Annotated in this window: 30 protein-coding genes; 11 read left to right on the plus strand and 19 right to left on the minus strand. The window is 71.4% G+C overall.

Going from position 1 to position 25,493, the window contains the following annotated elements; genetic code table 11:
• Positions 1 to 1,047 (plus strand): LuxR C-terminal-related transcriptional regulator (locus AB0F18_RS23425; protein ID WP_362063704.1); only part of this gene is annotated, 1,047 nt, incomplete at its 5' end.
• Positions 1,048 to 1,075: 28 nt separating this feature from the next.
• Positions 1,076 to 1,405, plus strand: coding sequence for a hypothetical protein (locus AB0F18_RS23430; RefSeq protein WP_362063706.1), 330 nt, complete (start codon positions 1,076 to 1,078; stop codon positions 1,403 to 1,405).
• Positions 1,406 to 1,415: 10 nt separating this feature from the next.
• Here AB0F18_RS23430 and AB0F18_RS23435 read toward each other — a convergent pair whose 3' ends face one another.
• Complete coding sequence (locus AB0F18_RS23435) at positions 1,416 to 1,850, minus strand: MarR family transcriptional regulator (RefSeq protein WP_362063708.1); 435 nt, start codon at positions 1,848 to 1,850, stop codon at positions 1,416 to 1,418.
• 114 nt (positions 1,851 to 1,964) lie between these two features.
• On the opposite strand from AB0F18_RS23435, the gene AB0F18_RS23440 reads away from it, so the two are divergent.
• Together AB0F18_RS23440 and AB0F18_RS23445 are read left to right on the plus strand one after the other, a co-directional pair.
• A complete protein-coding gene (locus AB0F18_RS23440) occupies positions 1,965 to 2,840 on the plus strand; it encodes an MBL fold metallo-hydrolase (protein WP_362063710.1) in 876 nt (291 codons plus the stop codon).
• Between the two features lie 95 nt (positions 2,841 to 2,935).
• Complete coding sequence (locus AB0F18_RS23445; protein ID WP_362063712.1) at positions 2,936 to 3,226, plus strand: zinc-ribbon domain-containing protein; 291 nt, start codon at positions 2,936 to 2,938, stop codon at positions 3,224 to 3,226.
• Between the two features lie 15 nt (positions 3,227 to 3,241).
• Here the strand turns inward: AB0F18_RS23445 and AB0F18_RS23450 are convergent, their stop codons facing one another.
• From AB0F18_RS23450 to AB0F18_RS23460, 3 genes are all read right to left on the minus strand, one after another.
• Positions 3,242 to 3,757, minus strand: coding sequence for a GNAT family N-acetyltransferase (locus AB0F18_RS23450; RefSeq protein WP_362063714.1), 516 nt, complete (start codon positions 3,755 to 3,757; stop codon positions 3,242 to 3,244).
• Between the two features lie 44 nt (positions 3,758 to 3,801).
• The gene (locus tag AB0F18_RS23455) at positions 3,802 to 4,863 is read right to left on the minus strand and encodes a helix-turn-helix domain-containing protein (protein ID WP_362063716.1); all 1,062 of its coding nucleotides are present in this window, start codon (positions 4,861 to 4,863) and stop codon (positions 3,802 to 3,804) included.
• Positions 4,864 to 5,207: 344 nt separating this feature from the next.
• Positions 5,208 to 5,621 carry an ATP-binding protein gene (locus AB0F18_RS23460; protein ID WP_362063718.1) on the minus strand — a complete coding sequence of 138 codons (414 nt, stop codon included), beginning with the start codon at positions 5,619 to 5,621 and terminating at the stop codon, positions 5,208 to 5,210.
• 155 nt (positions 5,622 to 5,776) lie between these two features.
• Between AB0F18_RS23460 and AB0F18_RS23465 the strand changes: the two genes are divergently transcribed.
• The 4 genes from AB0F18_RS23465 to AB0F18_RS23480 all read left to right on the plus strand — a co-directional run bounded on the left by AB0F18_RS23465 (position 5,777) and on the right by AB0F18_RS23480 (position 10,361).
• Complete coding sequence (locus AB0F18_RS23465; RefSeq protein WP_362063720.1) at positions 5,777 to 6,634, plus strand: helix-turn-helix transcriptional regulator; 858 nt, start codon at positions 5,777 to 5,779, stop codon at positions 6,632 to 6,634.
• A complete protein-coding gene (locus tag AB0F18_RS23470) occupies positions 6,631 to 6,885 on the plus strand; it encodes a DUF397 domain-containing protein (protein WP_362063722.1) in 255 nt (84 codons plus the stop codon). Before AB0F18_RS23465 ends, AB0F18_RS23470 begins: the two co-directional genes overlap by 4 nt.
• A gap of 60 nt (positions 6,886 to 6,945) precedes the next feature.
• Positions 6,946 to 9,093: a serine/threonine-protein kinase gene (locus AB0F18_RS23475; RefSeq protein WP_362063724.1), complete on the plus strand. Its 2,148-nt coding sequence runs from the start codon at positions 6,946 to 6,948 to the stop codon at positions 9,091 to 9,093.
• A 65-nt stretch (positions 9,094 to 9,158) separates the two neighbouring features.
• Positions 9,159 to 10,361: a hypothetical protein gene (locus AB0F18_RS23480; RefSeq protein ID WP_362063726.1), complete on the plus strand. Its 1,203-nt coding sequence runs from the start codon at positions 9,159 to 9,161 to the stop codon at positions 10,359 to 10,361.
• 28 nt (positions 10,362 to 10,389) lie between these two features.
• Here AB0F18_RS23480 and AB0F18_RS23485 read toward each other — a convergent pair whose 3' ends face one another.
• The 6 genes from AB0F18_RS23485 to AB0F18_RS23510 form a co-directional block, all read right to left on the minus strand.
• Positions 10,390 to 11,355: a glycosyltransferase family 2 protein gene (locus AB0F18_RS23485; protein ID WP_362063728.1), complete on the minus strand. Its 966-nt coding sequence runs from the start codon at positions 11,353 to 11,355 to the stop codon at positions 10,390 to 10,392.
• Positions 11,356 to 11,448: 93 nt separating this feature from the next.
• Entirely contained in the window at positions 11,449 to 12,774 is a 1,326-nt protein-coding gene (locus AB0F18_RS23490) for a dicarboxylate/amino acid:cation symporter (RefSeq protein ID WP_362063780.1), read from the minus strand.
• Positions 12,775 to 13,161: 387 nt separating this feature from the next.
• Positions 13,162 to 13,467, minus strand: a complete 306-nt coding sequence (locus AB0F18_RS23495) for a DUF4229 domain-containing protein (protein ID WP_362063730.1) — start codon at positions 13,465 to 13,467, stop codon at positions 13,162 to 13,164.
• A 108-nt stretch (positions 13,468 to 13,575) separates the two neighbouring features.
• Positions 13,576 to 14,100, minus strand: coding sequence for a GNAT family N-acetyltransferase (locus AB0F18_RS23500; protein ID WP_362063732.1), 525 nt, complete (start codon positions 14,098 to 14,100; stop codon positions 13,576 to 13,578).
• Positions 14,101 to 14,216: 116 nt separating this feature from the next.
• Positions 14,217 to 15,380: an aminofutalosine synthase MqnE gene (mqnE, locus tag AB0F18_RS23505; RefSeq protein ID WP_362063734.1), complete on the minus strand. Its 1,164-nt coding sequence runs from the start codon at positions 15,378 to 15,380 to the stop codon at positions 14,217 to 14,219.
• 59 nt (positions 15,381 to 15,439) lie between these two features.
• Positions 15,440 to 15,895, minus strand: a complete 456-nt coding sequence (locus AB0F18_RS23510) for an Lrp/AsnC family transcriptional regulator (protein WP_362063736.1) — start codon at positions 15,893 to 15,895, stop codon at positions 15,440 to 15,442.
• A 121-nt stretch (positions 15,896 to 16,016) separates the two neighbouring features.
• Here AB0F18_RS23510 and AB0F18_RS23515 point away from each other — a divergent pair, with 121 nt between their 5' ends.
• Positions 16,017 to 16,151, plus strand: coding sequence for a hypothetical protein (locus tag AB0F18_RS23515; protein WP_281187172.1), 135 nt, complete (start codon positions 16,017 to 16,019; stop codon positions 16,149 to 16,151).
• Here the strand turns inward: AB0F18_RS23515 and AB0F18_RS23520 are convergent.
• Positions 16,148 to 16,819: a UbiX family flavin prenyltransferase gene (locus AB0F18_RS23520; protein ID WP_362063738.1), complete on the minus strand. Its 672-nt coding sequence runs from the start codon at positions 16,817 to 16,819 to the stop codon at positions 16,148 to 16,150. The genes AB0F18_RS23515 and AB0F18_RS23520 overlap by 4 nt on opposite strands.
• An 82-nt stretch (positions 16,820 to 16,901) precedes the next feature.
• Here AB0F18_RS23520 and AB0F18_RS23525 point away from each other — a divergent pair, with 82 nt between their 5' ends.
• Positions 16,902 to 17,510, plus strand: a complete 609-nt coding sequence (locus AB0F18_RS23525) for a rhomboid family intramembrane serine protease (RefSeq protein WP_362063740.1) — start codon at positions 16,902 to 16,904, stop codon at positions 17,508 to 17,510.
• On the opposite strand, the gene AB0F18_RS23530 is transcribed toward AB0F18_RS23525, so the two are convergent.
• The 4 genes from AB0F18_RS23530 to AB0F18_RS23545 are packed head-to-tail and all read right to left on the minus strand — an operon-like array spanning position 17,503 to position 20,958.
• The gene (locus AB0F18_RS23530) at positions 17,503 to 18,087 is read right to left on the minus strand and encodes a Uma2 family endonuclease (protein ID WP_362063742.1); all 585 of its coding nucleotides are present in this window, start codon (positions 18,085 to 18,087) and stop codon (positions 17,503 to 17,505) included. The genes AB0F18_RS23525 and AB0F18_RS23530 overlap by 8 nt on opposite strands.
• Before the next feature lie 26 nt (positions 18,088 to 18,113).
• Entirely contained in the window at positions 18,114 to 19,037 is a 924-nt protein-coding gene (mqnP, locus tag AB0F18_RS23535; RefSeq protein ID WP_362063744.1) for a menaquinone biosynthesis prenyltransferase MqnP, read from the minus strand.
• Positions 19,034 to 19,504 carry a hypothetical protein gene (locus AB0F18_RS23540; protein ID WP_362063746.1) on the minus strand — a complete coding sequence of 157 codons (471 nt, stop codon included), beginning with the start codon at positions 19,502 to 19,504 and terminating at the stop codon, positions 19,034 to 19,036. The genes mqnP and AB0F18_RS23540 overlap by 4 nt, the downstream gene beginning before the upstream one ends.
• Positions 19,501 to 20,958: a menaquinone biosynthesis decarboxylase gene (locus AB0F18_RS23545; RefSeq protein ID WP_362063748.1), complete on the minus strand. Its 1,458-nt coding sequence runs from the start codon at positions 20,956 to 20,958 to the stop codon at positions 19,501 to 19,503. The genes AB0F18_RS23540 and AB0F18_RS23545 overlap by 4 nt, the downstream gene beginning before the upstream one ends.
• A gap of 90 nt (positions 20,959 to 21,048) precedes the next feature.
• Here AB0F18_RS23545 and AB0F18_RS23550 point away from each other — a divergent pair, with 90 nt between their 5' ends.
• Positions 21,049 to 21,372 (plus strand): PLD nuclease N-terminal domain-containing protein, encoded by a 324-nt coding sequence (locus tag AB0F18_RS23550; protein WP_362063750.1) that lies wholly within the window; start codon positions 21,049 to 21,051, stop codon positions 21,370 to 21,372.
• Positions 21,373 to 21,384: 12 nt separating this feature from the next.
• Here the strand turns inward: AB0F18_RS23550 and AB0F18_RS23555 are convergent, their stop codons facing one another.
• Genes AB0F18_RS23555 through AB0F18_RS23570 form a run of 4 tightly spaced genes read right to left on the minus strand, consistent with a single transcriptional unit; the run spans position 21,385 to position 25,492 of the window.
• Complete coding sequence (locus AB0F18_RS23555; protein ID WP_362063752.1) at positions 21,385 to 21,888, minus strand: SRPBCC domain-containing protein; 504 nt, start codon at positions 21,886 to 21,888, stop codon at positions 21,385 to 21,387.
• A gap of 25 nt (positions 21,889 to 21,913) precedes the next feature.
• Positions 21,914 to 23,005, minus strand: a complete 1,092-nt coding sequence (ccsB, locus tag AB0F18_RS23560; RefSeq protein ID WP_362063754.1) for a c-type cytochrome biogenesis protein CcsB — start codon at positions 23,003 to 23,005, stop codon at positions 21,914 to 21,916.
• The gene (locus tag AB0F18_RS23565; RefSeq protein WP_362063756.1) at positions 23,002 to 24,699 is read right to left on the minus strand and encodes a cytochrome c biogenesis protein ResB; all 1,698 of its coding nucleotides are present in this window, start codon (positions 24,697 to 24,699) and stop codon (positions 23,002 to 23,004) included. Before AB0F18_RS23565 ends, ccsB begins: the two co-directional genes overlap by 4 nt.
• Positions 24,700 to 24,712: 13 nt before the next feature.
• Positions 24,713 to 25,492, minus strand: coding sequence for a cytochrome c biogenesis protein CcdA (locus AB0F18_RS23570; protein WP_362063758.1), 780 nt, complete (start codon positions 25,490 to 25,492; stop codon positions 24,713 to 24,715).
• Between the last annotated feature and the right edge of the window lies 1 nt (position 25,493).

Raw genomic sequence — 25,493 nt, forward strand, 5'->3', positions numbered from 1 at the left:
GCGCTGGGCGAGGGGCTGTCGAACGCGGAGATCGCCGTACGTCTGGACATGGCGGAGGCCACGGTGAAGACGCACGTCAGCAGGCTGCTCGGGGGGCTGGCCGCCGTCGCCGCGGCGGGTGGGGCGTACGCGGTGCTGCGGCCGGCCGGAGGTGGCGGCGGCGGGACGGCGGGGACCCGTGCGGGGCTGGTCGTCACCCACCACTCCGGCCCCGTCGAGTCCGTGGCGTTCAGCCCGAACGGCAAACTCCTCGCCAGCGCGAGCAGCGACCGCACCGTGCGCCTGTGGAACGTCTCCGCCTCGTCCAGCTCCTCCCCCTTCCCCGACCGCACCGCCCCGGTGACGTGCGTGGCCTTCAGCCCCGACGGCAAGACACTCGCCAGCGGCGGCATGGACCGCTCGATCACCCTCGCCGACGTCGCCGGCCGGGCGAACAGGGCGGCCCTGGCCGGGAACAGCGGCGTACGGGCGGTGGCGTTCGCCCCCGACGGCAAGACCCTGGCCGGCGCCAACGACGAACACACCGTCGACCTCTGGAACCTCGCCGGCAAGACGCTCACCTCCAGCCTCAGCGGCCACACGGCGCAGGTCTGGTCGGTGTCCTTCAGCCGCGACGGCAGGACGCTGGCCAGCGGCGGCGAGGACAGCACCGTCCGCCTCTGGGACGTCGCCACCCGCACCACCACCACCCTCACCGGCCACACCGGCTACGTGGCCTCGGTGGCGCTCAGCCCCGACGGCAAGACCCTCGCCAGCGGAAGCGACGACAACACCATCCGCCTCTGGGACGTCGCCAGCGGCGCCACCACCGCCACCCTCACCGGCCACAACACCACCGTCCGGTCGGTGGCGTTCAGCCCCGACGGCTCCACCCTCGCCAGCGGCGGCGGCCGCACGATCCGGCTGTGGGACGTGGCCACGCGCACCAACACCGGCAAGCTGAACGGCCACACCGACTCCGTCGGCACCCTGGCCTTCAGCCCCGACGGCAGGAGCCTGGCCAGCGGAAGCGACGACTCCACCATCCGGGTGTGGCGGCTCTCCTGACGGCCGCCGGGCCAGCGATGATGTGGGCATGACGTACCGCCGCCGCCCGGCCTCCGAGAGCATCGACCTGCCCGAGGACCGCGGCTGCCTGCGGTGGGTGCTCGGCCTTCCCCTGGCGGTCCTGGTCTACCTGCCGGCCGCCTACCTCTGCTCCGTCAGCCTGACCCTGCGCCCCGACGGCCCGTACGACCCGATCCGCGACGACGTCCGGTTCACCGCGGCCGTCTGCGTGGCCCTGTGCTTCGCCGGGCTGCTGCTCACCGCCGTGCCGCTCTTCCACCGCACCCTGGGCCGCTGGTGGTACGCGGCCCCGTTCCTCCTGGCCTCCGTCGCGTTCCTGCGCGGCCAGACCGTCTGACGCCCGGCCCTCAGGAGCCGGCGACGGCCCGTTCCAGCAGGTCGCGGAGGACCCGCTGCTCCTCCGGCGCGAGACCCGCCACCGGCGAGTCCACGTGGAGGAGGTCGAGCAGCCGGGTCCGCAGCGCGGTGCCCTCGCCCGTCAGGACGAGGTGCTTGGCGCGGCGGTCGGTGGGGTGGGGGTGACGCTCGACCAGGCCCTGCTTCTCCAGCCTGTCCACGACGAAAGTGGCGTTGGAGGGCTCGCAGTTCATCCGCTCGGCGAGCTCCCGCATGGTCATCGGTCCGCTCATCTCCCGCAGCGCGGTCGCCTGGGCGGCGGTCAGACCGAGGGCCGTGGCCCGCTCCCGCACGTGCTCGGCGATCCGCTGGGCGAGCCCGTCGACCAGGCCGCACAGCTGCCGTTCGGCGACGGCCTGCGACTGCGGCTCCGGGGACTTCGTCATGACGTCCACCCTAACAACCCCATCAAGCCGAAATAATTACAGCTTGAATAATTCAAGCTTGATACTTATGGTGATCGCCGTCGCGCACCGCCACGACCTCACCAGGGAGCAGAAATGGCCGACTTGACGGCATCCACCCAGCAGAACGCCCGCCTGAGCCGCCCGTCGGCCATCCGCTCGATCCACCTCGGCGAGACGAAGGTGTCCTACGTCCCGGACGGCGACGTACGCCTACGCCCCCTGCGCCTGCTCCCCGACAGCACGGACGGGACCTGGGCCGCGCACCCGGAGTACCTGGACCCCACCGGCCACCTCGTCGGCAGCGTCGGCGCCCTCCTCGTCGAGCACGGCGGCCGCGCCCTCCTCATCGACGCCGGCTTCGGCCCGCAGACGTACGAGACCCCGGACGGCCCCCTCCGCACGATCCACGGCGGGGCGCTCCCCGAAAGCCTGGCCGCACTGGGCCGGCGCCCCGAGGACATCGAGGCGGTGGCCTTCACCCACCTCCACGCCGACCACCTCGGCTGGGCCTGCGAGTCCCTCTTCACGGGCGCCGAGTACCTGATCTCCGAGCCGGAGTGGGAACGCCGCGACCTCCTGGAGGCCCAGGGCATGGCCGCCCAGGCCGAAGCCCTCTCGCACCGCGTCCGCACCGTCACCGACGGCGAGGAGGTCTTCCCCGGCGTCCGCGTCCGCATCACCCCGGGCCACACGGTCGGCCACGCCGACTACGTGATCACCGGCGGCGGACGCCGTCTGATCGCCTTCGGCGACACGATGCACTCGCCGATCCAGGCCGCCCACCCGTCCTGGTCCTCGGACTTCGACCACGACCTCACCGCCACGGCCGCCCACCGCCACCGCCTGGTCGCCGAACTCTCCGAACCGGACACCCTCGGCTTCGGCGTCCACTTCGCCGACGTCGTCTTCGGCCACGTCCGCCCGGCCGCGGCCGGCACCGCCCCGGCCTGGCACGCCGTGGACGCCTAGCCATCCGGCCGCCGCCTGGGAAGATGGGAGGGGGATCGATCCCGGTCAGTGTCCGCCGCCCGGCGGTGGGCACTGAGCCCAGAAGGGCCGAGCTCATGATCATCTTTGGCACCAGCGTCTACCTGTACCAGCTCGCGATACTCATGCTGACCTGCCGCCACTGCGGCAACCCCGCCGCGCACACGGTCAGGAAGCAGGTCACCAAGTTCACGCTGTTCTTCATCCCGCTGTTCCCCGTCTCGACGAGGTACACGACGCAGTGCACGTTCTGCGGCATGGAGCAGGAGGTCCCCAAGGACTGGGCCGAACAGGCCGAGGCCCAGGCCCAGGCCGCGGAGGTTCCCGCCGCCGAGGCCTACGGCCAGTGGCAGCGGCCCGGGGCCTGACCGGACGGACCGGCCTCAGGCCAGGTCGGTGCGGGGGTCGATGACCCAGTCGTGGGACTGCAGGACGCGGTCGGCGAAGGTCACCTCCCGGCTCTCCAGGAGGCGGAAGCCGAGGGCGCGGCAGATGCCGTTGGACGGGGCGTTGGACGTGGCCGGATAGGCATGGATCAGCCCCCACCGGCCGTCCTCGCGGGCCAGTTCGAGCAGCGCGCGGACGCTCCGCTTCCCCAGCCCCCGCCCCTGGAACTCGGGGAACACCATCCAGCCGATCTCGGAGATGCGCTCCCCGTCCTCCTCGTGGGACCACAGGCTCACGCCGCCCGCGACCACCTCCGGCCCGGCCCCGTCGGGCACGATCATCTTCACCCAGTCGAGGTCGGCCGCGGCCCGTTCGGCATCGCGCCGCACCTTCGCCTCGATGCCCTCGCGGGGCAGCGGGCCTCCCAGATCGGCCATCATCACGGGGTCGCACCGCATCCGGACGTACGCCTCGACGTCGACCTCGCCGTACTCGACATCACGCAGCAGCATCCTCGTCACTCCCTCGCCTCGCCTCACCCCTGGTACGGCCGACCCTACGCCGCGAGGTCCGGTTGTTCGGGGGGCGGGCACGTCTTGCAGCGGCCGGGTTCGGGGGCCCGGAAGGCTTTGTCGCAGCCGTCGCAGTTCTGCAGGGGATCGGGCCGCCGGTGCGCCTGCCGCGCGGGCTCCTCACGGGGCAGCTCGGGCGGGACCCCGGCCTTCAGCCGGTATCCGATCAGCGCGGCGGGGCTGCGCACGTCGGCCGGCAGGCCGGCGGCGAGCACCTGCCGGATGGCCTCCGGCTCGGCCCCGCGCTCCAGCCAGGCACTCGCCCCGGGCGCGAGCCGGCGCACGTCCCGCTCGGACAGCAACAGCCGGGGGTCGTCCTGGCGCAGCCGGGCCAGCAGGTCCACGGCCTCCTGCCGCACGGGCCCGCGGGGCGCGGGCACCTCGGCCGGCGGCACGACCTTCGGCACGGCCACCGACTCCCGCCCGGACACGGGCTCCCGTACGGACACGGGCGCCGCGGGTTCCGACGCGCGCCGGGGCTCCGGCGCGGGCTTCGGTACCGGCGCGGGCCGGGGTTCCGACGCGGGCCCGGATCCCCGCGCGGGCCCGGCATCCGACACGGGCCCGGATCCCCGCGCGGGCCCGGGATCCGACACGGGCTCTGGTCCCGGCACGGGCTCTGGTCCCCGCATGGGCTCCGGTACGGGCACCAGCTCCGGCACGGCCGCCAGCTCCACGACGGTCTCCGGCTCGGGGACGGGTGCCCGGTCGGCCGGGGGCGTCGGCGGCGTGGGCGGTGTCGGGGGCGGCTCGTCCGGCGGCGGGGCCGTCTTAGGGCGGCGGTAGAACACCGTCCGCGTGATCAGGCGCCCGTCGCCGGTCCTGACGAGGCCGCGCTCCAGGTACCCCGCCGCCTCCAGCTCCCGCAGCCCGCCGGCGACCCTCACCTCACCCTCGGGGAACCGTTCGGCCAGCACCTTGATGCCGATCGGGCTCCCCTCGGGAAGCGACTGGATGTGCACCGCGAGCCCGATCGCCAGCAGCGACAGCTCGGGGTGCTGGGCGAGGTGGTCGCCCACCTCGATGGAGGGATGCGGGTCCTCCACGTTGACGTGAATGACACCTGATGTGACGGTCCCGGCGGGAACACGGGACGAGGTGCGCTTGGGCCCGTTAGGGTGCTTGGAAGCCATTGGGAAGGTGCTTACTTCCTACTTGGTCAGGCCCTCGGCCGGGATGCCAGTCCCGACGGGGGCCGTCTCATTTCTGGGGTTGCCGCGGCGAGCATATGCCAGCCAACCGCACTCAAATCCAGTCGAGTTGGCACAGTTCACCCGTGTGAGTGAGCGGGGCTCAGCGGGTACCAGGTGGGGTTGGTTGGGTGGGTTTTACCCACCCAACCAACCTGGTTGGTTTTGCGTCGGGCGCCCCCGGATCCCGGCCCTCCGCGTCACGGACCGCCGGGCAGGTCCACCTCCGCCCAGACGGCCTTGAGCGGCACGGGCCCCAGCCGCACCCCCCACCGGTCGGCCAGCGCCGCCACCACCATCAGCCCCCGCCCGCCCTCCGCGTCCGGATCCGCGTCGCGGGCGCACGGGACGCGGTCCCGGCGGGTGTCCACGACCTCGATCCGGAGCGCGGTGCCGGTCCGGGTGAGCAGCACCTGGAAGCCCCGCCCGGGCACGCGGCCGTGCGTCACGGCGTTGGCGGCCAGCTCGGCCACGATCAGGCCCGGCCCCTCCGCGGGCAGCCCCCAGGCGGCGATCGCCTCGACCGCGACCCGGCGGGCATGCCGGGCGCCGAGGGGGGTGGCGGGCAGTCGGATATCGAACTCGTGTGCAGAGCACCGGATTTGAGTATTCACGTCTCCCAGCGTCGAACGCCGCGCCTACCGTGAAGGGCGACATCGCCCGTGCGTCCGGAGTTTGTCCCGCGCTTGTCCGGCCCTGTCCCGGCTGTCTTGAAGCCCTTGCGGGCAGGCGGTGTTGAGTCATTTTCGGTTCGCGGAGGTAGACGCGCATGACGGTGGACGGCGACGGCACGGAAGACGCCAGCTGGAACGTGGATCCCGAGGACGAGCAGGGGGTGGCCGTCCTGGCCGCCCTCGGCCGCCAGCTGAAGGCATGGCGGGAGGAGGCGGGCATGCGGGCCGCCGACTTCGGCATCGAGATCGGGTACGGGGAGGACATGGTCCGCAAGGTGGAAGGGGGCAAGCGGATCCCGCGCCCCGAGTACCTCGACAAGGCGGACACGGTGTTGCGCGCGGGCGGCAAGGTCGCCGCCATGAAGGCCGACACGGAGCAGCTCCGCTACCCGACGAAGGTCCGGAAGCTGGCCAAGATGGAGGCCAAGGCGGTCGAGATCGGGGTGTACAGCATCCATGTGGTCCACGGGCTACTGCAGACGGCGGCCCACGCTCGCGCCCTGTTCGAGATGCGCCAGCCTGCCTATTCGCAGGACGAGATCGAGCGCTACCTGAGCGCGCGCATGGCGCGACGGGCCGTCTTCGACCGGGAGCCCGCTCCCACGCTCAGTTTCGTCCAGGAGGAGGCGTCCCTGCGCCGCCCCATCGGAGGCACAATGGTGTGGCGACAGCAGCTCGAACGCCTGCTGGAGGTGAGCCGGTTGCGATACGTAGCCCTCCAGGTGATGCCCGCAGACCGTGAGGTGCACGCCGGAATGGACGGCGGGATCGAGGTGCTGAAGTTCGGGGACGGCACCGCGGTAGGCCGCTCGGAAGGCGCATTCGCCGGACGGCCGGTCTCCGACCCCAAGCAGCTCCGGATCCTCGAACTGCGCTATGGCATGATCCGAGCCCAGGCGCTCACACCCCTGGAGTCTCGCAACTTCATCGAGGAACTGCTGGGAGAAACATGATCCACAAGCCCGAGCTGGACTGGTTCAAGAGCAGTTACAGCAGTGGAAGCGAGGGCGATTCCTGCGTCGAGGTGGCGCACAGCTGGTTCAAGAGCAGCTACAGCGACAGCGGCGACGTCAACGACTGCGTCGAGGTGGCCAACACCCCGGCCCTGATCCACGTCCGCGACTCCAAGGACACCGCCCTCCCCCACCTCACCTTCACCCCCACGGCGTGGACCGACTTCGTCTCGGACCCCTCCGGTCTCTGACGCACCCGGTGATACACAATGGCCCCTGCCACAGGGGCCATTGCTCGACCAGGGGGGACCATGAGGGCGGGTGAGCGCCTGGCCGGGCGGTATCGGCTGGATGTGCGGCTCGGGCAGGGCGGGATCGGTGAGGTCTGGCGGGGTTTCGACGTCCACCTCGGCCGGGCCGTCGCGGTGAAGGTGCTGCTGGAGTTCGACGCGTCCGACGAACTGCTGGGCCGGTTCCGGCGCGAGGCGGCCATCGGGGCACGGCTCCAGCACCCCGGTATCACCGTCGTCCACGACATCGGGCAGCACGAGAACCGGCTGTTCATCGTCATGGAGCTGCTGGAAGGCGAGGACCTCGCCCACCGCCTGGCCCGCACCCCCGGGACCGGGCTACCGCTTCCCGAGGCGCTCGATCTGGGGCTCCAGGCCGTGGAGGCCCTCTCGGCCGCCCACGCCCAGAAGGTGGTGCACCGGGACCTGAAGCCCGCGAACCTCTTCCTCCTCACCACCGACGGGCGCCTGAAGATCTGCGACTTCGGCATCGCCCGCACCGCCGACAGCACGGGCGGGCTCACCGTCACCGGCCGGGTCTTCGGCACGCCCGCCTACATGGCGCCCGAGCAGTGGCGCGGCGAGCACGTCGACGCCCGCTGCGACCTGTACGCCCTGGGGTGCGTGCTGTTCGCCCTGCTGACCGGGGCCCCGCCGTTCCCCGTCGCCGAACAGGCGTGGGTGCTGCTGAACGCCCACCTCAACGAAACCCCGCCCGCCCTGGACTCCGTACGGCCCGGGCTGCCGGCGGACCTCGTGGAGCTGGTGGCGTCCCTCCTGGCCAAGGACCCCGCCGAACGGCCCGACGCCCCGGCCACCGCGTCCCGCCTCCGCGCCCTCCTCGGCCCTGCCCCGGCCCCCGTGCCCGCCGTCGCCCCCGTGGCCGTGGCCGCGCCCGTGCCCGCGCCTGCGCCGGAGCCCGCACCGGTTCCCGTACCGGAGCCAAAGCCCAAGCCCAAGCCCGTACCGGCACCGGCACCGGCACCGACGCCCGAGCCCCTCTCCGCACCGGCCCCCACCGTCACCGCTGCCCGGGCGCCGGGGCTGCACACCGGCCCCACCGTCTCCGGCCCCGGACGGCACGCACCGGGCCGGACCGGCACCGGACGGGGGCCGCGCCGCCGGACGCTCGTGTTCGGCGGTCTCGCCGCGCTCGCGGCGGCCGCGGGCGGGACGGCCGCCGTCCTCCCCTTCCTGGACGGCGACGACGAAGGCGACGCCCCCGCGCTCCGCCCCGGGCCCACCCGCACCGGGCACGAGGCCTCCGTCGAGTCCGTGGCGTTCAGCCCCGACGGCAAGACCCTCGCCACCGGCAGCCGCGACCGCACCATCCGGATCTGGGACCTCGCCACCGGCCTCACCACCGTCGTCCTCCGCCACGACGCCCTCATCCGCTCGGTGGCCTTCGCCCCGGACGGCAAGACGATCGTCAGCGGCGGCGAGGACGCGAACGTGCTGCTGTGGAAGCCCTCCGAGCGGGTTCCGTTCGCGCTGCTGAAGGGCCACACGGCCCCGGTCCGGTCGGTCGCCTTCCACCCGGACGGCAAGACGGTCGCCAGCGGCGGGGAGGACGGGGCCGTCCTGATCTGGGACGTAGCCACCGCGCGTCGTACCTCCACCCTGCCCGGACACACCTCGGGCGTGTGGTCGGTGGCGTTCAGCCCCGACGGCAGCACCCTCGCGAGCGGCGGCGGCGACCGTACCGTCCGCCTGTTCGACCTCGCCGCGCACACCGGCTTCGTGCTCAAGGAGCCGTCCGGGGACGTGATGTCGGTGGCGTTCAGCTCCGACGGCGGCTTCGTCGCCTGCGGAGTGAACTCCGGGGCCGGCGCACCGGGCGACGGCCCCGGCAGCTTCGGGAACACCGCCATGGCCGGACCCCTCGGCGAGCTCCGGGTGTGGAACGCCCGCACCCGCGCGCAGACCACCTACCACTCCGGCCTCCCCTACAACGTCGCCTCGGTCGCCTTCCGGCCCGGCAGCAGCACCGCCCTCGCCTCCGGCGGCTGGGACTACGCGGTACGGCTGTGGGACCTGGGCGGCAAGACCCTCCCGGGCCCGGCCAAGGGGCACACCAGCCCCGTCTGGTCGGTGGCGTTCAGCCCCGACGGGAAGACCCTCGCCAGCGGAAGCGGCGACGGCAGCGTCCGCCTCTGGAAGGTCTCGTGAGCCGCTGAGCAGCGGGACGCCTTCCGGATGCGGCTCCGCGAGGGGGTCGCCAGACTGGCGGGGAGATGATCGAATCCCCCCGGGCCGGCCGGCTCCTCGCCCTGCTGCCGCCGGTGATCGCCTGGCTGGTCTCGAACCTGGTCACCTGGCTGGTGGCGCACGCGTCCGTCGCCGGGGACGGGTCCCCGGTGGCCTACTGGTCCACGGCCGGCCGCCGGCGCTGGGATTCCGAGCACTACCTCTCCATCGCCCGCGGCGGCTACGAGATGTTCCGCTGCCGGGAGCGGTACGCGAACTTCCCGGACGTGGTGTGCGGGAACGTGGCCTGGTTCCCCGGGTACCCCATGGCGGTGCGGGCGGTGTCCGGAACCGGGCTGTCCTACGAGCTCGCCGCCGTCGTCGTCACCGAGGCGGCGCTGCTGGGGATGTTCGCGGTGCTGTGGTGGCTGCTGGGCGGCGTGGCGACCTGGTCCACCGGGCTCACCCTCGCCGTCGGCACGGTGTTCCCGGGCGGGGTCTACTTCCACGCGGTGTTCCCGATCGCCCTCGCGACCCTGGCCCTGCTGGTGTGCGTCGCCGGGCTGGAGCGCGGGTCCTGGTGGACCGCGGCGGCGGGCGGTTTCACGGCGGTGGCCTGTCACCCGGTCGGCGCCGTCGCCGTCGTGCTGCTGCTGTCGAGCGGCCTGTTCGCGTGGCGCGGGGACGGGTGGCCGCTGCGGTGGGCGAAGGCCGGGCTGGCGGCGGCCGTCGCCGGGGGCGGGGTGCTGTGGGCCAAGTGGCTGATGTGGCAGGCGACCGGCCGCTGGGACGCGTACGAGACCATCCAGCGGGCCAGCTACGGGCAGGGCGACGTGCGTCAGCCCTTCGCCGAGATGGTCCGGGCCTACGGGGTCCCGTTCCGCACCTGGTACACCCCGCAGGGGCGGCTGCCCTGGCTGGTGGAACACGCCCTGGCCGCCCACCGGCCGCAGCTGTGGCTGAACGCCGCCTTCGCGGTGCTGGTCCTGGCGACGGCCGCGGTGCTGCTGGTGCGCGGGCGGCGGCTGTCCGTGGCGGAGTGGGCGGCGCTGGTGCTGACGGTGGCGGTCTTCCTCGTGCCGTTCGTCGCCGGTGCGCAGATGTCCTGGTACCGCAACCACGCTCAGATGTTCGTCGCCCTGGTCCTGGTCCGGCGCATGTCCCCGTGGGTGCAGGTGCCGCTGCTGGCGGCCTGTGCGGTCCAGTACGCCCTGCTGGGGGCGATGTTCTTCGCCGGGGTGCTGGTGTGAGCGGGGCCTGCGCGAGCGGGGCCGGCGGCTACCGCTCGTCCTCGGCGGTGTCGCGGGCGACGCAGTAGGTGGGCCGGGCCTGGACGGCGGTGTGGATGCGGGCCACGTACTCGCCGAGCATGCCCAGGCAGAACAGCTGGACGGCGCCGAAGAACAGCATGGTGATGATCAGGGAGGTCCAGCCGGGCAGGGGGTTTCCCGTGGCGTAGACGGTGAGGGCCCAGACGAGGAACCCGAGGCAGACCAGGGAGCTCAGGGCGCCGACGGCCGTGGCCAGCCGCAGCGGGACGGCCGAGAAGCTGGTGACGCTGTCGAAGGCGAGGAGGAGCATCTTGTGCAGGGGGTACTTCGAGGTGCCCGCCGCCCGCTCCGCGCGCTGGTAGGCGATCTGGCCGCTGGGGAAGCCCAGCCAGGGGATCAGCAGGCGGTAGATCTGCTGCTGGTCGGGGAGGCTCTTGAGGGTGTCCACGACGGGGCGGGACAGCAGCCGGAAGTCACCCGCCTGGGCGGGGACGAAGGATCCGGCCAGGCGGCGCATGAGCCAGTAGTAGGCGCCGGCCGTGCGGCGTTTGAACCCGCTGTCGGTGGAGCGGTCGGTGCGCACGCCGTAGACGATGTCGAGGTCCTCCGCCCGGGCGAGGGCGAGCATCTCGGGGATGATCTCCGGCGGGTCCTGGAGGTCGGCGTCGATGCTGACCACGTAGGCGCCCCGGGCGCGGCGCAGGCCGGCGGTCAGGGCGGCCTGGTGGCCGCTGTTGCGCCGGAGGGTGACGACGCGCAGCTGGGGCCAGCCGGTGCGCAGGTCCTCCAGCAGGAGGGGGGTCCGGTCGGTGGAGCCGTCGTCGACGGCGAGGACCTCGTAGGGTTCGCCGCAGCCGTCCAGGACCGGGCGGAGCCGTGCCGCCAGGACGGGCAGCACCTCCTCCTCGTCGAAGACGGGGACCGCGACCGACAGGGTGATCGGATCCCTGTGTGTGTCGTGCACAGCAATCATGATGCGCGAAGGGTCCGGGCCCGGCATGCGGAGGAAAACGCCGCGGCCCCCGCCCGGACGGGGCGGGGGCCGCGGTGCGGTGGCGGCGGTGCGTCAGGCGGCGACGGCGACCGGGGCCGGGGCGGCGACGGGCTCGTCCAGCGGGGAGGACGAGGCGGCGGCGTAGGCCTCCTTGTCGAGGATCCCCTCACGGGCGGAGACGAGGACCGGGACGACGGCCTGGCCGGCCACGTTGGTGGCGGTGCGCATCATGTCGAGGATCGGGTCGATCGCCATCAGCAGGCCGACGCCGGCCAGCGGCAGGCCCAGGGTGGAGAGGGTCAGGGTGAGCATGACCGTGGCGCCGGTCAGGCCGGCCGTGGCGGCCGAGCCGACCACCGAGACGAACGCGATGAGCAGGTACTCCTTGATGCCCAGCTGCACGTCGAAGATGTTCGCGATGAAGATCGCGGCGAGGGCCGGGTAGATCGCGGCGCAGCCGTCCATCTTGGTGGTGGCGCCGAAGGGGACGGCGAAGGAGGCGTACTCCTTCGGGACGCCGAGGCGCTCGGTGACCTTCTGGGTGACCGGCATGGTGCCGACCGAGGAGCGGGACACGAAGGCCAGCTGGATGGCGGGCCAGGCGCCCTTGAAGAACTGGACCGGGTTGACCTTGGCGACGGTCGCCAGGAGGAGCGGGTAGACGCCGAACATGACGAGCGCCGAGCCGATGTAGATGTCGGCGGTGAAGGTGGCGTACTTGCCGATGAGGTCCCAGCCGTAGCTGGCGATGGCGGTGCCGATGAGGCCGACGGTGCCGATCGGAGCGAGGCGGATGACCCACCACAGGGCCTTCTGGAGGAGTTCCAGGACGGACTCGGCCAGGTTCAGGACGGGCTGGGCCTTGGCGCCGAGCTGGAGGGCGGCGATACCGGCGACGGCGGCCAGGAAGACGATCTGCAGGACGTTCAGCTCGGTGAACGGGGTGACGATGTCCTTCGGCACGATGCCGGTCAGGAAGTCGATCCACGAGCCGTGCCGCTTGGGCTCCTTGCCGTCGGCCGGGGTGAGGCCGGTGCCGGCGCCCGGGTCGGTCAGCAGGCCGATGGCGAGGCCGATGCCCACCGCGATCAGCGAGGTGATCATGAACCAGAGCAGGGTGCGGGAGGCGAGGCGGGCGGCGTTGTTCACCTTCCGCAGGTTGGTGATGGACACCAGGATCGCGAAGAAGACGAGCGGGGCGACGGCCAGCTTGAGGAGCTGGATGAAGATGTCGCCGACCTGCTCCAGGGTGGTCTTGAGCCAGCTGACGTCCTGGCTGCGGGCTATCCACCCGAAGAGGACGCCGAGCACGAGACCGCTGACGATCTGGGCCCAGAAGGGGAACTTGAACGAGGCCTTGGCGGGAGCCTGGGCCTGGGGGGACGCGGACACGGCAATCTCCGGGGGACGCACGGACGTACGGCGGAAGGTTTCTGCGGGGGATGCGGTACGGCGGCAGCCGGAAGAAGGGCCGGGCCGGCCGGCGACCGCTGCTGCGGGCGCTTCAGCGGCAACAGCAACAGGCCGCGGACACGCGGCGGCAGAGGTCGACGTGCAGGCGCGCCACGAGCGGGAGGCTCGGGCTCATCGGGTGCGCTGCAGCGGTCAACATGCCGACACGCTAACACCTACGCTTTGAGAAACCCAAAGAGATACTTTGAGAACTGATCGTGCGGAGCCGGATCCGCCGGCCGCGCGCACCCCCGGGAACGCCGAAGCCCCGGCGCTGCGGGGGGTGTTCCCGGCGCCGGGGCCTGTCGGTGCGGTGGGGCGGTGCGCGTCAGCTCACGCGCGGGCGGCGTCGTCGGCCGCGTCCTCCTGGCTGCGGTTGGCGGCGAGCTTCTGCTTCGCATCCGCGACGCGTCCGGAGATCTGCTGGGACATCTCGTCGCGCTGCTTGCGCAGCAGGACGAAGGACAGCGGAGCGGAGAGCACCAGCGCGAGCAGCACGACCCAGGCGGGGTTGGCGTCGCCCAGACCGGCGGGCACCAGGCCGAAGTGGACCAGGACGGCGACGAGGACCAGACATCCGACGAAGATGCCCAGGCGCATCGCGGTGTAGCGGATCGTCGCGCTCGGCTTGAGGGACACGGTGACCCCTATCTTTCTCGTCGGAAACGTCGGATACGTCGGAACGTGCCCGTCCAGTGAAGCACGCCGGGACCCCGCCGGGGCCCGGCGGGGGTGGCCGCGGGGGCCTCAGCGCAGGGGCAGCAGCATCGTGATGCCGTCGCGGTCGTCGCCGGGGGCCACGCGGATGGCGCCGGGGATCCGGCCGACCTCCTTGTAGCCGCAGGCCGCGTAGAAGTGCTCCAGCCCGAGGCCGCCCCGGCACTCCAGGACGACGGCCTCGATGCCCTCCAGCGTGCGGGCCGCGTCGGCGAGGGCGGCCATCAGGGCCCGCCCGGCGCCGCGGCCCTGGAGGGCGGGGCGGACCATGACCGTGTACGCGTACACCCAGTGCTTCATCAGGCGGTGCGGGTTGAACGCGAGGAAGGCCACGGCGGCCACGGCCCCGTCCTCGTCGTGTCCGACCAGCAGCCGGAAACGGCCCTCGACCATCGCGACGAGGTGCTTGACGAGCTCGGGCCGGATGTCGTCGAGGGTGACGGGCGGGACGAAGCCGACGGCGCCGCCGGCGTTGGAGACCTCGGTCCACAGCTCGGCGATGCCGTCGCGGAGGGCGGGGTCGACGACGGGATCGAAGGTAAAAGTAAGGGTCACAGAGGAAATCTATCTATTACCTGTCGGCTCCGGCAACGGCTTTCGGCACACGAAAGGCCCCGGTCCGCAGGGGACCGGGGCCTCTCGGAGCCGGGGCCTTTCGGGGCCGGGCGGCGTCAGACGCGCATCGCCTGCGGCGTCTCGCGCAGCGAGGCGTCCGGGCCGGGGTACTCGCGGATGACCTCGTAGCGCGTGTTGCGCTCGACCGGGCGGAAGCCCGCCTCGCGGATCAGCTCCAGCAGGTCGTCGCGGGTCAGCTTGTTCGGGGTGCCGTAGTTGTCCGCGTCGTGCGTGATCTTGTACTCGACCACCGAGCCGTCCATGTCGTCGGCGCCGTGCTGGAGCGCGAGCTGGGCGGTCTGCACGCCGTGCATCACCCAGAACACCTTGACGTGCGGCACGTTGTCGAACAGCAGGCGCGAGACCGCGAAGGTCTTGAGGGCCTCGGCACCGGTCGCCATCGTCGTGCGCGCCTGGAGCCTGTTGCGGACCTTGCCGTCCTTCATGTCCACGAAGTCGTGCTGGTAGCGCAGCGGGATGAAGACCTGGAAGCCGCCGGTCTCGTCCTGGAGCTCGCGCAGCCGCAGCACGTGGTCCACGCGGTGGCGCGGCTCCTCGATGTGCCCGTAGAGCATGGTCGCCGGGGTCTTGAGCCCCTTCTCGTGCGCCAGGCGGTGGATGCGCGACCAGTCTTCCCAGTGGGTGTTGTGGTCGACGATGTGCTGACGGACCTCCCAGTCGAAGATCTCCGCGCCTCCGCCGGTGAGCGACTCCAGGCCGGCCTCGATCAGCTCGTCCAGGATCTCGGACGCCGAGAGACCGGAGATCGTCTCGAAGTGGTGGATCTCGGTCGCCGTGAACGCCTTCAGCGAGACGTTCGGCAGCGCCTCCTTGAGGGCGGAGAGCGACCGCGGGTAGTACCGCCACGGGAGGGAGGGGTGCAGTCCGTTGACGATGTGCAGCTCGGTGAGGTTCTCGTTCTCCATGGCCTTGGCCAGGCGGACGGCCTCCTCGATGCGCATCGTGTACGCGTCCTTCTCGCCCGGCTTGCGCTGGAACGAGCAGTACGCGCAGGAGGCGGTGCACACGTTCGTCATGTTGAGGTGGCGGTTGACGTTGAAGTGGACGACGTCACCGTTCTTGCGGATGCGCACCTCGTGGGCGAGACCGCCCAGCCACGCCAGGTCGTCCGACTCGTAGAGGGCGATGCCGTCCTCACGCGTCAGCCGCTCGCCGGAGCGGACCTTCTCCTCCAGCTCGCGCTTGAGCCCAGCGTCCATGCCGGTGTCTCCCTGTCTTCCCTGTCCCAGCCTGCGTGCAACCGCCACCCACCGTACTCTCAGGCGTCCTCGGGCAGCTCGCCGACCCGGTTCTCCCACTTGGTGGAGAGCACGATCGTGGTACGGGTGCGGGAGACGCCCTTGGTGCCCGAGAGCTTGCGGATGATCTTCTCCAGGCCGTCGACGTCGCCGGCGCGGACCTTGAGCATGTACGAGTCGTCGCCGGCGATGAACCAGCAGTCCTCGATCTCCTGGAAGTCGCGCAGCCGGCGGGCCACGTCCTCGTGGTCGGCGGCGTCGGAGAGGGAGATGCCGATCAGCGCGGTGACGCCGAGGCCGAGCTCGGCGGCGGCGACCGTCGCCCGGTAGCCGGTGATGACCCCGGCCGTCTCCAGCCGGTTGATGCGGTCGGTGACGCTGGGGCCGGAGAGGCCCACGAGACGGCCCAGCTCCGCATACGAGGCACGCCCGTTCTCCCGGAGTGCCTGGATGAGCTGCCTGTCCACCGTGTCCATTACGTGGAGCCTTCCATTATTCGGCGATCCTGCAAGTTTAGGTATAGAATCAAAGGCACACAGGGTCAACACCCTGTGAATCTTTCAACAGATCAATGACGATCTTCAGGAGTGGTTCACCGTGTACACGATCGAGATGGCCTACGCGCACATGCGACAGCTCCAGGAGCTGGCCAACCGATCCCGCACCGACCAGCCCGCAGCCGCCTACCGGAACGACAAGACCCGCAGGCCGCTCCGCGCCAAGAAGCGCTAAGCACGGGGGCGGGCGCTGCCAAGCTCCCCCTCCCAACGGCGGTACAGGCCGTGCGGCACCCCTGCCGCGTCGAGCACCCGCCCCGCGACGAAGTCCACGAGGTCCTGGATGTGCGTCGCACCCGCGTAGAACGCCGGAGAGGCGGGCAGCACGACCGCGCCCGCCTCGTCCAGCGCCACCAGATGCTTCAGCGTCTGCCCGTTCAGCGGGGTCTCCCGCACCGCTACCACCAGCCGGCGCCGCTCCTTGAGCGTCACGCTCGCGACGCGCTGGAGCAGGTCCTTCGACAGCCCGAGCGCCACCCCGGCCACGCAGGCCGTGGACGCGGGGACGATCAGCATCCCCTTGACCGGGTACGAACCCGAGCTCGGCCCGGCGGCCAGGTCCCCGGCCCCCCAGTACCGCACGTCGTCCAGGTCACCGGCCTCGAAGGTGCCCGGCTTGCCGTCGGCGCCGCGCGCCAGCCACTCGGCCAGATCCTCGCGCCAGTGCGCGTCCCGGAAGGCGATCCCGGTCTCGTCCAGCAGCGTGAGCCGCGAAGCCCGGCTGACCACCAGGTCCACCGACTCCCCCGCCGCCACCAGCCCTCGGATCACCGAGGCCGCGTACGGCGTCCCGGACGCCCCGGAAACCCCCACCACCCAGGGGGTGCGCTTGCGCTCAGTCATACCTCCGAGACTATCCGGCCACGCCCACGGCCCACTCGTTAAGGTGTGCCGGACGCACGACACGCCGCGGGGGACATGGCACATGGGTACGAACACGACGGACACGGCTGTGCCGGAATGGCGCCAGAGGGACCGCGCGGCGGCCGCCGCCAAGCTGATGCTGGGCTGGGTGGCCCTGCTGTGGCTGATCGAGGCGGTCGACTACGCCACGAGCCACGCCCTGGACCTGTACGGCATCAGGCCGCGCGAGACCGACGGCCTCACCGGAATACCCCTGGCCCCCTTCCTCCACTACGGCTTCGGCCATGTGGCGGGCAACAGCCTCCCGCTGCTGGTCCTCGGCTTCGTCACCGCCCTCAGCGGCATCCGCCGCTTCCTGACCGTCTGCCTGCTGGTCATCGCCGCCGACGGCCTCGGCGTCTGGCTGATCTCCCCCGCCCACACCGTCACCATCGGCGCCTCCGGCCTGATCTACGGCCTCTTCGGCTTCCTGCTGGTGCGGGGCTTCGTCGAACGCAAGGTCCTGGGCATCGTGGTGGGCGTGGCGGTCGCCTCGTACTACGGCGGCGGGATCGTCCTCGGCCTGCTCCCCCTGGACCCGATCGTCAGCTGGCAGGCCCACCTCTGCGGCCTCGCCGCAGGCGTGGCAACGGCCCTCTACTACCGCCGCCCGGTCCCCCGGCTCAGCTGACGGCGGAGGGGTCCACCGGCAGGTTGGACGTCTCCACGGAGAGCTTGCCGAGGCCGCTCTCGACGACGACCGTCCCGCCGTACGGGATCACGTCCCGGCCCCGATAGCCGTCGGGGCCCGGGTTCCACAGGGTCGTGCACTGCGCCTTGTAGGGGTCGAAGATCAGGTAGTGCGGGATCCCGCGCCGGGCGTAGGCCCGGTCCTTGACCTCGTAGTCGTTGCGGATGCTGCTGGGCGAGACCACCTCGACGGCCAGCTCGATCAGGTCGGGCGGGTAGGCGCTGAGGTTCTTGGCGACTTCCGCCTCTGGGATCACCGCGAGGTCCGGACAGAACTCGTTGTCGCCGTCGAACGGCACCGCCACATCGCTGAGGAAGCCCCAGTCGTCCGACATCTGAGCCTTGAGCGTGGTCCACAGCGCCCAGATGGTGGCATTGTGGGTCGGCTTCAGTGGACTCATCATGATGGCGCCCTCGACAAGTTCGATCCGGTGTCCGGGGAACATGTCCTCGTACCGGCTGAGCTGTGAGTGCAGGCGGTCGCTCTCCGAAACGGTCACTTCGGCCTCCCTGTCCATGCACTCGATGGTAGGCCGCACGCTAGCTAGAGGGTCAGACCCCGCACCACGAGATCGGCGAGCGCACACACGAACAGGGCAATGCCGATGAAGCCGTTGACGGTGAAGAACGCACGGTTCAGGCGCGACAGATCGTGCGGCTTCACGATCGTGTGTTCGTAGAGGAACGCCGCCGCGACGATCAGCAGGCCCAGCCACAGGAACGCGCCGCCGTCGGTGAGGAGGGCGTACGCGGCCAGCAGGGCCGTGGTGACGGCGTGGCAGGCGCGGGCCCCCCACAGGGCGGCCGGGACGCCGAAGCGGGCCGGGACCGACAGGACGCCCTCGGCGCGGTCGGAGTCCACGTCCTGGCAGGCGTAGATCAGGTCGAAGCCGCCGATCCAGACGCCGATGGCCAGGCCGAGGACCACCGCCTCCCAGGACCACTCCCCCGTCACCGCCAGCCAGGCGCCGACCGGGCCCATCGCCTGGGCCAGGCCCAGGATGGCCTGCGGGAAGTTCGTGAACCGCTTGCCGTACGGGTAGACCACCATCGGGACGACGGCCAGCGGGGCCAGCGCCAGGCACAGCGGGTTCAGGAGGGCGGCCGAGGCCAGGAAGACGACGAGCGCTATGCCCGCGCCCGTCCAGGCCGACCGCACCGACACCGCGCCGGTGACCAGCTCGCGCCCGGCCGTGCGCGGGTTGCGGGCGTCGAGCTCGCGGTCGATGATCCGGTTCGCGGCCATCGCGAACGTCCGCAGGCCCACCATGCACACGGTGACGAGCAGCAGCTCCCGCCAGTGCATGCGCCCGTCCAGCCGGAACATGGCGGTGAGCGCGGCGATGTAGGCGAAGGGCAGCGCGAAGACCGAGTGCTCGATCATCACCAGGCGCAGGAAGGCCTTGACCTTGCCCGGCGCCTGCGGCGCGGAGCCCGGGCCCAGGACGCCCTCGGCGGCGGAGGTCATGCGAGGCTCCCGCGGAAGTCTTCGAGGTCGGCGCGGAGCGTGTCGGCGTCCACCGCCGGAATGTCGAGGGTGACCGGCTCCAGTTCCTCGCCCTCCGGCGGGGTCACGACGGCGGCGAAGCGGCAGCCCTCGCCGGCCGGGTAGGCCTGCAGGCTGAGCACCTCGCCCGCGCCGACGACGAACGGGCCGCTCTCGAAGGACAGCTCGGCCAGCAGCCGGTCGGCGAAGTCCTCGGCCTCCGCGTCGCGCAGGCCCGGCAGCTCGAAGCCGCCGCCGTCGACGCCGTCCTGTTCCCACATCAGGGCCCAGACGGTGCCGGGGCCGGCGAACTCCTCCGGGCTCACGCCCGCCTGCTCCGCCGCCTCCCGGACCTCCGGGTCGGCCGGGTCCAGGCGCGGGCGCACGAGGGCCACGTACGTGATGTCGGTGCCGATGAAGAGGGCGGGGCCGCCCATCGCCGTGCTCACAGGCCGTACTCCTTCCAGCGGCGGTCCACCAGGGCCGCCGTCGCCGGGTCGGACTCGACCATGTCGGGCCAGCCGCCGTCGCGGGTGTAGCCCTCCTCCGGCAGCTTCTTGGTCGCGTCGATGCCCGCCTTGCCGCCCCAGAACTGCTGGTACGAGGCGTGGTCCAGGTGGTCCACCGGTCCCTCGACCACGGTGAGGTCGCGGGAGTAGTCGGTGTTGCCGAGGGCCCGCCAGGACACCTCGTGCAGGTCGTGGACGTCGCAGTCCTTGTCCACCACGATGATCAGCTTGGTCAGCGACATCATGTGCGCGCCCCAGATGGCGTGCATGACCTTCTGGGCGTGCTTCGGGTACTTCTTGTCGATCGAGACGATCGCGCAGTTGTGGAAGCCGCCGGACTCGGGGAGGTGGTAGTCCACGATGTCCGGGACGATGATCTTGAGGAGCGGGAGGAAGAACCGCTCCGTCGCCCGCCCGAGCGGGCCGTCCTCCGTCGGCGGCCGGCCGACCACGATCGACTGGAGCAGCGGACGCTTGCGCATCGTCACGCAGTCGATCTTCAGCGCGGGGAACGGCTCCTGCGGGGTGTAGAAGCCGGTGTGGTCGCCGAACGGGCCCTCGGGGAGCATCTCCCCCGGCTCCAGCCAGCCCTCGATCACGACCTCGGCGTTCGCCGGGACCTGCAGCGGGACCGTCTTGCAGTCGACCATCTCGATCCGCTTGCCCGCCACGAACCCGGCGAACAGGTACTCGTCGATGTCGCCCGGCAGCGGCGCCGTGGAGGCGTACGTGACGGCCGGCGGGCAGCCGAAGGCGATCGCGACCGGCAGCCGCTCGCCGCGCGCGGCGGCGACGGCGTAGTGGTTGCGGCTGTCCTTGTGGATCTGCCAGTGCATGCCGATGGTGCGCTTGTCGTGCCGCTGGAGGCGGTAGAGGCCGAGGTTGCGCACGCCCGTCTCGGGGTGCTTGGTGTGGGTCAGGCCCAGGTTGAAGAAGTCGCCGCCGTCCTTGGGCCAGGTGAACAGCGCCGGCAGCCGGTCCAGGTCCACGTCGTCGCCGGTGAGGACGACCTCCTGGACGGGCGCGGACTCGCCCTTCACCTTCTTCGGCGGCACGTGCACCATCGAGCCGAGCTTGCCGAAGGCCTCGCGGACGCCGATGAAGCCCTGGGGCAGCTCGGGCTTGAGGAGGCCGCCGATCTTCTCGCTGATCTCGCCGTACGACTTGAGGCCGAGGGCCTTCAGGAGACGGCGGTCGGTGCCGAAGACGTTCATGGCCAGCGGCATCGCCGAGCCGCGGACGTTCTCGAAGAGAAGCGCGGGGCCGCCCGTCTTGTTCACTCTGTCGACGATCTCCCCGACCTCCAGGTACGGGTCGACTTCGGCCTTGATGCGCTTGAGGTCGCCCTCCCGCTCCAGAGCCCGGAGCAGCGAGCGGAGATCGTCGTAAGCCATGGGCCCCAGTATCCGTCACCCCATACCCTGGAAGCGTCACCGGGGCCCGTGCGGGCCCGTCGCCACTGCCCGGGGAGTCGGTCCCACACCGTGCTGCGCTATCTGCCGTTCCTGCTGATCCTCGCGCTGACCATCTACGCCTTCATCGACTGCCTGAACACCCCGGAGGAAGAGGTCAAGAGCCTCCCGAAGGGGGTCTGGGTGCTGATCATCCTGCTGTTCTCGATCGTCGGCCCGGTGGTGTGGCTGCTGGCCGGCAAGAAGCGGACCCCGGTCGGCGACGGCGGCGGCTTCGGCATGGGCGGCGGCCGGGCGCGGCGCACGCAGTGGGTGGCGCCCGACGACAACCCCGAGTTCCTGCGCTCGCTGCGCAAGGACGAGGACGACGACAAGGGCAAGGACGACAACGGGTAGGAACGGGCGCGGCTACGTCTTGGTGAAGGAGGCGTAGGAGGCGCGCAGCTCCGACCAGCGGGTGTCCGTCCAGGACGGCCAGTCCGCCGGATGGCCGGCCAGGGCGGCCTCCAGCATCTCGAAGTGGTCGTGCCAGCCGGCCAGGCAGTCGAGGCGCTCCTCGTCGCTGCCGCCGCGCTCGTTCAGGAAGCGGATCACCGTCGAGTCGGTGCCGACGGGCTCCAGGTGGAAGCGGAGCCGGCCGTGCTCGGAGACCGTGTACTCCACGACCCGCTCGACGTCCCAGGCCGTGACCTGCCCCGACACCGTGGTGCCGGTGTTCAGCCAGCGCAGGGTGACGGCCCCGCCGAGGCGGCGTTCCAGCACGTCCGCCGCCGCCAGCCAGCTCTGCAACCCGTCGCCCGTGGTCAGGAAGGGCCACAGGGCCTCGTAGGCGTACGGGACGTGCAGCTCGAAGCGGATGAGCCAGCGGCCGGGGCCGCGCGGCTCGCTGGTGGCATGGCTCACAGGAGACATACCACCAGCGTCCCACCGACCGGGGTCAGACGCCCGCGTAGGAGTGCTTGCCGCTGAGCAGGATGTTCACGCCGTAGTAGTTCCAGATCCAGCAGGCGAAGGCGAAGAGCGCGAGGTACGCGGCCTTGCGGCCCTTCCAGCCGGCGGTGGCCCGCGCGTGCAGGTAGCAGGCGTACGCCACCCACGTCACGAACGACCAGACCTCCTTGGGGTCCCAGCCCCAGTAGCGGCCCCAGGCGTCGCCCGCCCAGATCGCGCCCGCGACGATGGTGAACGTCCACAGCGGGAAGACGGCCGCGTTGATCCGGTACGAGAACTTGTCGAGGGTGGCCGCCGAGGGCAGCCGCTCCAGCACCGAGGTGCGGAACCGGCCCGGGGTCCGCCCGGCCTCCAGGTGGCTCTCGTACCCGTCGCGGAAGAGGTAGAGGACCGCGCCGGCCGCACCGATGTAGAAGACCGCACCGCAGAAGATGGCCGTGGAGACGTGGATCCACAGCCAGTACGAGTGCAGGGCCGGGACCAGCTGGTCACTGGCGGTGTAGAGCCAGGTGGTGGCGATGCCCAGGTCCAGCAGGACGGTGGTGACCAGGATCAGGCCGAGCCAGCGGACGTTCTTCTTCAGCGCCAGCAGCGCCAGGTAGGCGCCGACGGCGACCGTGGAGAAGGTCAGCGAGAACTCGTACATGTTGCCCCAGGGGGCACGCTCCACCGACATCGCGCGGGAGACCACGCCCGCCGCCTCGATGAGGAAGCCGAGGACGGTCAGCGAGACCGCGATCCGCCCGTACAGGTCGCCCTTCTCGGTGCCGCCGGCCGCGCCGGGGCCGTCCGGGACGTCGCGCACGCCCGAGGCGGAGCGGGTGACGACCTTCGGCTTGTCGAGGACGGCCGTTCCGCCGCCCTTGGTCCGCACCTGCACGGAGGGCGCCGCCCCGGAGGCGGCCCTGGCGGTCGCGGTCAGCGCGGCGGCCGTACGGCCGACCTTGCTGCGGCTGCCGAAGACCCATTCGGTGATGTGCGCGAAGAAGGCGAGGGTGTAGACCGCCATCGACGCGTAGACGAGCTTGTTGCTGAGATCGGCGAGGCTCTCGTTCGTCGCCGCCGCGAGCAGCGTCATGCGCGCTCCCCTTCTTCTTCTGTGTTTACGGCTTCCGCCGGCCCGGCTTCCGCCGGGCTCGGCGCCGTCTCGTAGAGGGCGGCGGAGAGCACCGACAGCTCCTCGGGGAGCTTCGCGGACTCACTGCGGCCCAGACCAGCCATCTCGACGACGGTCACCCCGTCCTCTCCGCGCACGGCGCGGACCCAGATCCGGCGGCGCTGGATGAACAGGGACGCGGCCAGACCGCCGATGGCGACCACGGCGCCCGCGAGGGCCAGTCCGGATGCGGGCTGGTGGGTGACCGAGAAGGTGGCCCAGCGCTCGATGCCCTCGAACTTCACCGTGCCGGCGCCGTCGGGGAGGGTCATCGTCTCGCCGGGCAGCAGCCGCTGCTTGAACAGCTGCCCCTCGGGGTCCTTGAACTCCTGCATCTTGGAGGTGTTCAGCTGGTACACGTTCTGCGGCAGGCCCGCGTCCACGCCCAGGCTGCCGTGGTAGGCGCTGAGGGCGAGGACGGGGAAGTCCAGGGCCGGGAACTGGGAGAGCATCGTGCCCTTGCCGGCGCCCGCGAACGTCGGCACGAACATGGCGTTGAAGCCGAGCTGTTCCTTGTCGCCGTTCTTGTTGCGGTAGCCGTCCGGGACCTTGACGGCGCCGGAGGAGCTGAGGTTCGCGTCGAAGGGCAGCATCGGGACGGCGTCCCGGTAGACCACCTTGCCGGCGGGGTCGGTCACCGAGATGACCGGCGCGTATCCGTGGCCCAGCAGGTAGATCTTCGAGCCGTCGATCTCCAGCGGCTTGTTGACCTCGATCTCGGCCTTCCGCGGCTCGCCCTCGGCGCCCTCGCTGTAGGTGACGTACGCCTTGAAGTCGCGGGCGGTGCCCTTCTGCGGGCCGCTCTTCTCGTACGAGGCGTCGAACTTGTCCAGGGTGAACGAGAACGGCGCGAGGTCGTCGGCGGAGAAGAGGCTGCCGGACTTGAAGTCGTCGTACTGGGTGAGCGTGTTCGAGAAGCCCTTGCCGCGCAGGACGAGCTTGCCGCCCTCGGACTTGAAGAGCTGCCCGCAGGCGAAGGCCACCAGCATCACGATCAGGGCGATGTGGAAGGCCAGGTTCCCGGCCTCGCGCAGATAGCCCTTCTCGGCGGCGACGGCGCCGGCGGAGGCCTCGGTGCGGAAGCGGCGCCCCCCGAGCAGGCCCTTCGCGGAGGCCAGCACCTCCTCGGGCGCCCGGTCCGTACGCCAGGTCGTGTAGGCCGGCAGCCGGTCCAGGCGGCGCGGCGCCCCCGGCGGACGGCCGGTGAGCTGGCCGACGAACTGCCAGGTGCGCGGGACGATGCAGCCGATCAGCGACACGAACAGCAGGATGTAGATCGCGGAGAACCACACCGAGCTGTAGACGTCGAAGAGCTGGAGCTTCTCGGCGACCGGGACCCAGAACTCGTGGGTCTTCTTCCACTCCGCGACCTTCATCGCGTCGACCTGGGTCTGCGGGATGAGGGAACCGGGGATGGAGCCCAGGGAGAGCAGGAACAGCAGGATCAGCGCCACCCGCATGGAGGTGAGCTGCCGCCAGAACCAGCGGGCCCAGCCGACGGCTCCGATCCCGACGGGGGCGGCGGGGTTGTCGTCCACGGGGGCCGTGGACAACTGGGCGCGGGCGGCCGCGTCCTCGTTGGGCGCCTCGGCGGGCGCCTTGTCGGTCGTACTCATGTGCGTGTAGTCCTCAGATCCCCACCGTGAAGCCTCGGGTCCAGCTCTGCATCTCGTTGACGATGCTGAACCACATTCCTGTGACGAGCAGCAGACCGGTCACGATCAGCATGCCGCCGCCGATGCGCATCACCCACGCATAGTGCTTCTTCACCCACCCGAAAGCGCCGAGCGCCTTGCGGAAGGCGACCGCGGCGAGGATGAAGGGCAGGCCCAGGCCCAGGCAGTACACGACCATCAGCAGCGCACCGCGCCCGGCACTGGCCTGGTCGATGGCGAGGGTGTTGACGGCGGCGAGGGTCGGGCCCATGCAGGGGGTCCAGCCGATGCCGAACAGCACACCGAGCACGGGCGCGCCGATCAGACCGGCCGTCGGCTTCTTGTGGAAGCGGAACTCGCGCATCGTCAGGCCCGGGATCCACCCCATGAAGAACAGGCCGAGCACGATCACCAGGCCGCCCATGACCCGGGAGATGATCTCCTTGTTCTCGCCCTGGAAGACGTCGCCGAACTGGCCGAAGAGCGCGCCCGTCGAGACGAAGACGGCGGTGAAGCCGAGGACGAACAGACCCGCGCCGGCCACCATCCGCCCGCGCCGGGCCTCGGCGAGGTCGGCGCCGCTGACTCCGGTCACGTAGGACAGGTAGCCGGGGACCAGGGGGAGCACGCAGGGGGAGAAGAACGAGACCAGCCCGGCGAAGAGGGCGATCGGCAGGGCCAGCAGCAGGGCGCCGTTGAGGACGGTGGTGTTCGCACCCGTCTGCTCGACGGCGAGGAGGTGATCGAGGACCACG

It is taken from the genome of Streptomyces sp. NPDC029216 (assembly GCF_040648015.1).
Lineage (GTDB): Bacteria > Actinomycetota > Actinomycetes > Streptomycetales > Streptomycetaceae > Streptomyces.